Origin of the sequence: Bacillus cereus group sp. BfR-BA-01441 (assembly GCF_022663075.1) — a bacterium.
Classification (GTDB): domain Bacteria; phylum Bacillota; class Bacilli; order Bacillales; family Bacillaceae_G; genus Bacillus_A; species Bacillus_A cereus.
In genome coordinates this window covers 21,650-27,697 of the sequence record NZ_JAKUEU010000068.1, presented here as the reverse complement: position 1 = coordinate 27,697, position 6,048 = coordinate 21,650, and the positions used below count along the sequence as shown (strand labels likewise).

Here is a 6,048-nt window from a genome sequence, read left to right as displayed (position 1 = left end):
CCCCTGGAGCTTCTTTTACGAAACGTGAGGAGTAGTGAAAGACGGTTATAGACCGTTATGTCTAAAGAGTGGTGAAACGACACTGTTTCACAATTTAGGGTGGTACCGCGAATTTTTCGTCCCTGCATATATTGCAGGGGCGTTTTTTATTTTATAAGCGCATATCATATGACCCTTTATTTTGTGACGCATTCATTTCACAAGCTAGGGTGGTACCGCGATTTCTTCGTCCCTGCATAATTATATGCAGGGACGTTTTTTTATCCAATCATTTCCGTATCATATAGAAGGACTAACAATTACCGGTAATTTGTCACAAAATTCTAAATTTTAGAAGGAAATATACAATATTGGCGAATTTTATATAAAAAAGAGCTATTTTACATTACTTAGGAGGGGAAAACAATGGTTTCAAAAATTGAGTCTGTTCTTTTAACAATTTTTATCTTTTTCTGTATTGGTTTTAGTGTTATTCAATTAGAAGTTTCACCACACATTCCAATTTTATTTGGTATCGTTCTTTTATTAGCATTTGGATTCCTGAAGAGAATCTCTTGGTCTACTATGGAGAAAGGGATGATTAGTAGTATTTCAGCTGGTATTCCATCTATATTTATTTTCTTACTTGTAGGCGTATTAATTAGCGTTTGGATCGCAGCTGGAACTATTCCCACTTTAATGGTATACGGCTTCCAACTTGTATCTCCAAAAATTTTCGTTCCAACTGTTTTTGTTGTTTGTGCAATTGTTGGAACGAGTATCGGTAGTGCTTTTACAACTGCTGCAACTGTAGGACTTGCCTTTATGGGAATGGGTACTGCCCTTGGATACGATCCAGCTCTTATTGCTGGTGCAATTATTTCTGGTGCATTCTTCGGAGATAAAATGTCTCCTTTATCTGATACAACAAACTTAGCGCCTGCTGTAACAGGTGTAGATTTATTTGAACATATTCGTAACATGCTTTGGACAACAGTGCCAGCTTTCATTATTGCTTTTATCGCATTTTTCATTTTAGGAAACGGATCTGGTGGAAACGTTGATTTCTCAGCATTTATTAACACACTAGAAAAAAATGCAACGATTTCTATCGTTACACTGATTCCTATTTTATTACTGTTCCTATTCGCATTTAAAAAGGTACCCGCAGTTCCAACATTACTTGCAGGAATTGTGGTAGGGATTATTATTCTCTTTATTTTTAAACCTAGCACTTCTTTAGCTGATTTAATAAAAATTATGCAAGACGGTTACGTTTCTAAAACTGGTATCAAAGACATTGACAGCTTATTATCTCGCGGTGGCCTGCAAAGTATGATGATGTCAATTGCTCTTATTTTCCTAGCTCTTTGTATGGGAGGATTATTACAAGGAATGGGTATTATAGCGCAGCTGATGAATATTATCTCTAGCTTCGTAAAAACTAGTACACGCTTAATTATTTCTACTGCTTCAACTGCAATTGGTGTAAACTTCTTACTTGGTGAGCAGTACTTATCCATCGTTTTAACAGGACAAGCATTTGCTAATAAATACGATGAAGTCGGTTTAGAACGTCGTAATTTATCACGAGTATTAGAAGATGCTGGTACAGTAATTAATCCACTCGTACCATGGGGTGTAAGTGGCGTATTCTTAACAAACGTTCTTAGCGTTCCAACATTCGATTACCTGCCATACGCAATCTTCTGTTTAGCATGTCCAGTCGTAACCATTATTGTCGGTTTTACTGGATTCGGTCTTTCATGGAAAAAAGAAAAAGCAGTACCAGTTTCATAATATAACAAAAAGGATTACCAAATCGGTAATCCTTTTTATATTTCTTGACTATCTATTCGCTTTCTTTCTTCTAAATAACAGAAGTAATCCCGCTCCAACAAACGCAAGACCAGCTCCAATTGTAGAAGCAATACTTGCACCTGTTTTCGGTAAATCACGTTCATCTTTTTCAGCTTCTTTATTTTCACTTACAGTTGTTGTTTCTTTTGTATTTTGATCATCTGTTGTAGTTTGTCCAGATCCAGTATTGTTTCCATCTTGCTTTGGTTCATTACCATTATTACCTTCTTCTGTTGGCGGTGTTGTTGGGTTTTCTCCACCACCTGTTGGCGGTGTTGTTGGGTTTCCTTCACCAGTTTCTTTATCATCATTTTTCTTCGTTATATCAATTGCATATTTCGCAAATTCATTTTCAGATGGTCCAACATATGAAATCTTTCCATCTTTCTTTATATACTTTTGTGCATTTGGTGAAGAATCAAATGTTGTATTTAATTTATCTGCAACAATCGGTTTAAATGTCCAATTTTGATCAGCTGCTGGATCAATATCTTTTATTTTTTGCATATACTTCACAATGATTTGACGTGTTTCATCTTGTGATTGGTATACAACTTCCCCTTTACTTACACCTGGGAACGTTTGGCTACTTCCACGATAGTTATTTGTAGCGACGATGAACTCTTGCTTGTCAGCTACTGGCTTACCTTCATATGTCATATTTACAATACGATTCGTATTTGCATTTACAACTTTTCCATCTTTATCGTATTTCGCCGGTTGTGTTACATCAATTTCGTATTTTAAGCCATCTAAAATATCAAAGTTATATGTAGGATACCCTATATTTACTAACGGCTGTTCTTCTGTTTTCTTTGGATCAATTTGATTAAACTGACCTGCAGACATTTCAAGCCATTCTTTCACTTGTGCCCCATTTACTTTTACAGCATATAACGTATTTGGATATACATATAAATCTGCAACGTTTTTAATCGCTAACGTTCCAGCTGGAATATCCGTATAATATGTAGCACCGTTTCGGCCACCTGCTTTAAATGGTGCGCCTGCAGATAAAACCGGAATATCTTTAATCTTTTCGTACTCTGGTTTTTTAAGTTCTTGTTCTACATACCATTTTTGCGCATTTGTCACAATTTGTACGGAAGGATCATCTTGTACTAATGAAAAATAACTATTAATTGGTGCTTTCGTTTTACCTACAGGTGTATTTACATAGTCGATTGTCGCTTGATGCTCATCTTTAATTTCATTAACTAATTTTTCATCAGATTCTACTAATGGGGTACCTTTACTATTAGCAATCGGGCGAAGTTGTGGCTTAGATTGATCTTTTTGTACTTCCCATTTTCCGTTTACCTTTTTCAATTGCATATCAATAATACCTAAGTTACTTCCAAAGACACCAGGCATTACAACTGGAACACCATTAAATACATCCTTCACTTCAGTATGTGAATGTCCCATTAATACTGCATCTACGCCAGGAACTTCTGTCGCTAAATAAAACGATGAATTTTCCATTCCTTCGTTGTATCCACTCTTATCAACACCTGAATGCGCTAGTGCAACTATAATATCCGCACCTTGCGCCTTCATTTCCGGAACTAATTTTTTCGCTGTTTGCACAATATCTTTTGCCTTTACTTTTCCTTCTAAATTCGCTTTATCCCAATTCATAATTTGTGGTGGAACAAATCCCATTACACCAATCTTCACTATTTGTTTTTGGCCTGCTTCATCCACTACTTCTTTCTCTAAAATATGATATGGTTTATCAAAGTAATGCTCGTCATTCTCATCATTACCATCATGGTCATCTATATAGACATTCGAGTTAATAACCGGGAAATCCGTTTTTTCAATCACTTTATTTAAATAATCTAAACCGTAGTTAAATTCATGATTCCCAAGAGAGATGACGTCATACTTCATTAAATTCATTACACGATATAATGGATGTGTATAACTAGGATCCACAGGATTCTTCGGATCTTTTATTTTATTTGCTACATAATCTCCAAGCGGTGTCCCTTGTAATGCATCTCCATCATCAAATAGGACAGAGTTTTTCGCTTCTTCACGTGCTTTATTAACGAGTGTTGCCGTTTGTACGAGACCTACTTTATTATCTGTTTTCGTTTGATAATAATCGTAATTCATTAAGTTAACGTGAATATCTGATGTTTCTAGAATTCGTAAGTTAACTGTACTCTCCCCAGCGTTCTCATCTGCATGAGCTGTTGTTGGCATTACTTGCGGTGCTATAACACCAATCGCAAGAGTTGCTCCAGCTAGCATTTTTTTTGACTTTTTCACAAAAAATCCCCCTTATACAATTACCAGAAATAATGAAATGAATCCCTATCTGTCTCTAACCACATACCTTTTTTCTTCTATTAGAGACACAATTTTCATTTCACCCTGCGCTAACGAGTAGTCCCCTTAAACGCTCGATTGATGAAGACTAACAATTAATAGGAAATAAAGCTCCCACTAATTAAAATTTCACCTTATCTGACATTATCATATATAAAGTTCTTTCCTATCGTCAATATTTTTTGACAAACTTCAACAAATTTTCTGTAAAGTTATTATAAACTTTTCATAAACATATAATATGCCCTTACATTGCTAATACTGCTGAATATGATACAATTACCAATTACAAGGAGGATGAATTTATGAAAAAAGTCATCTTAACAATTGTTTGTCTCCTCCTTCTGATCATTTCTTATTCTTATTTTGAAAAGAACGACGAGACAAAACAAAATGAACCCGAAGAAAAAACAGAAAAAACATCTACTCCAAGTTGGATTGATAAGCAAACAAACGATTCCTTTTATCATCTCGTACTAGGTGATTCGCTCGCCAAAGGATATGGATCAACACAAGGTGGATTTGCTGAATTAGCCTCTAAACAAATAGAAGCACAAATTCATAAACCAATTACTGTAGAAAACCTTGGGATAAACGGGCTTACAACAGATCGTCTCGCTAAAAAAGTTCAATCAGAAGATGTAAAGCAAAAAATTAGAGCAGCAAATATCATTACCATTAATATTGGAGGAAATAATTTATTTCGCTTAAATCGTGATGTCGGTGTTATAGACGGTATTAAAATGTTAAATAAAGAAAAAGCTCATTTTGAAGCGGATGTAAAAAATATTGTAAAGACAGTCCGAGATCAAAATCCGGATGCTTTACTCATTCTTTCTGAACTCTATAACCCATTACAACTCGATGACTCCATCGCAAGTTATGCAGATATGTTTTTAGACGGCTGGAATGAATCCGTTTATTCCATTGCAAAAGTGAATCAACCATCTATCGTTTTGCCAATTCGTAAATTAATATCGAATGATAAAAAAGAATTGCTCTTTGACCAAGTACACCCAAATGATAAAGGCTATACGATTATTGCCGATTCATTTACAAAAAAAGTGTTGGCCTACAAATATTAAAATTCCCATGAAACAATTCTATTTTTATAACATGTCTTTTTTGTTACAATGAGAGTGGAAGGGGGCCTTTATATGGAATCACGCGAGTGGGAACGTATTGTTGATCATCTTCTTTCGCTAGTGCCTCTTTTTTATCGCAAATTTATGCTTCCTGGAGAATTTTCTTCTCAAAGACATATGCCGCCATCACATACACAAGTATTACTGCTTTTGCATGAAAACGGCACATTAGCAGTTTCCGAAATCGGCAAGCGGCTAGCGATTTCACGGCCTAACATGACACCTCTATTAAACAAACTTATTCAAGAAGAACTAATAGAGCGTCATTATAGCGAAAAAGATCGACGGGTCATTTTAATTTCCCTAACAGCTGAAGGGAAATTATTAGTAAATCAGTATCAGCAATTCATTTTAGACAAACTAAAAGAAAATTTCCAAACATTATCTGAGGAAGAGCGCGAAAAGCTCATTCATTCTCTTCAAACCATTCAAAATTTAATTTTGAAAACAAACGTATAAAGCTGCTTCTAAATAGAAGCAGCTTTATGATTCGTAATAATTACCATAGTACACATTGGAATATGGCCATGTTGTTAAATATGGTTTTTTTTCCTGTGTAGGCTGTTGTTGTGGTATTTGTGGTATTTGTGATAATTGCTGTAATTGTTGTTGCCGATATAATTCGTATTGTCTACTCGTATCATAAACCGGATAATAATTTACATATGGATATACTTGAGGTACGTAATAATAATACATTATCCTCTCCTCCTTTTTCTTAAAC

The 6,048-nt window shown here is 35.1% G+C and carries 5 protein-coding genes; 3 read left to right on the top strand and 2 right to left on the bottom strand.

The features are described 5' to 3' along the window. Positions 1-405 precede the first annotated feature (405 nt). Positions 406-1,779 carry a Na+/H+ antiporter NhaC gene (gene nhaC / locus MR107_RS22640; protein WP_071741163.1) on the top strand — a complete coding sequence of 458 codons (1,374 nt, stop codon included), beginning with the start codon at positions 406-408 and terminating at the stop codon, positions 1,777-1,779. 48 nt (positions 1,780-1,827) lie between these two features. On the opposite strand, the gene cpdB is transcribed toward nhaC, so the two are convergent. Beyond that, positions 1,828-4,119 carry a bifunctional 2',3'-cyclic-nucleotide 2'-phosphodiesterase/3'-nucleotidase gene (gene cpdB, locus MR107_RS22635; protein ID WP_242292733.1) on the bottom strand — a complete coding sequence of 764 codons (2,292 nt, stop codon included), beginning with the start codon at positions 4,117-4,119 and terminating at the stop codon, positions 1,828-1,830. 365 nt (positions 4,120-4,484) lie between these two features. Here cpdB and MR107_RS22630 point away from each other — a divergent pair, with 365 nt between their 5' ends. Beyond that, positions 4,485-5,264 (top strand): GDSL-type esterase/lipase family protein, encoded by a 780-nt coding sequence (locus tag MR107_RS22630; protein WP_000755838.1) that lies wholly within the window; start codon positions 4,485-4,487, stop codon positions 5,262-5,264. A 72-nt stretch (positions 5,265-5,336) separates the two neighbouring features. After that, positions 5,337-5,783 (top strand): MarR family winged helix-turn-helix transcriptional regulator, encoded by a 447-nt coding sequence (locus MR107_RS22625; RefSeq protein ID WP_000445819.1) that lies wholly within the window; start codon positions 5,337-5,339, stop codon positions 5,781-5,783. Between the two features lie 24 nt (positions 5,784-5,807). On the opposite strand, the gene MR107_RS22620 is transcribed toward MR107_RS22625, so the two are convergent. Then, complete coding sequence (locus MR107_RS22620) at positions 5,808-6,023, bottom strand: hypothetical protein (RefSeq protein WP_000291955.1); 216 nt, start codon at positions 6,021-6,023, stop codon at positions 5,808-5,810. Positions 6,024-6,048: the final 25 nt, after the last annotated feature.

Bases quoted from the DNA above. Each gene is read 5' to 3' on its own strand.
- nhaC (WP_071741163.1), top strand. From the start codon at position 406: ATGGTTTCAAAAATTGAGTCTGTTCTTTTAACAATTTTTATCTTTTTC.
- MR107_RS22630 (WP_000755838.1), top strand. From the start codon at position 4,485: ATGAAAAAAGTCATCTTAACAATTGTTTGTCTCCTCCTTCTGATCATT.
- MR107_RS22625 (WP_000445819.1), top strand. From the start codon at position 5,337: ATGGAATCACGCGAGTGGGAACGTATTGTTGATCATCTTCTTTCGCTA.
- MR107_RS22620 (WP_000291955.1), bottom strand. From the start codon at position 6,023: ATGTATTATTATTACGTACCTCAAGTATATCCATATGTAAATTATTAT.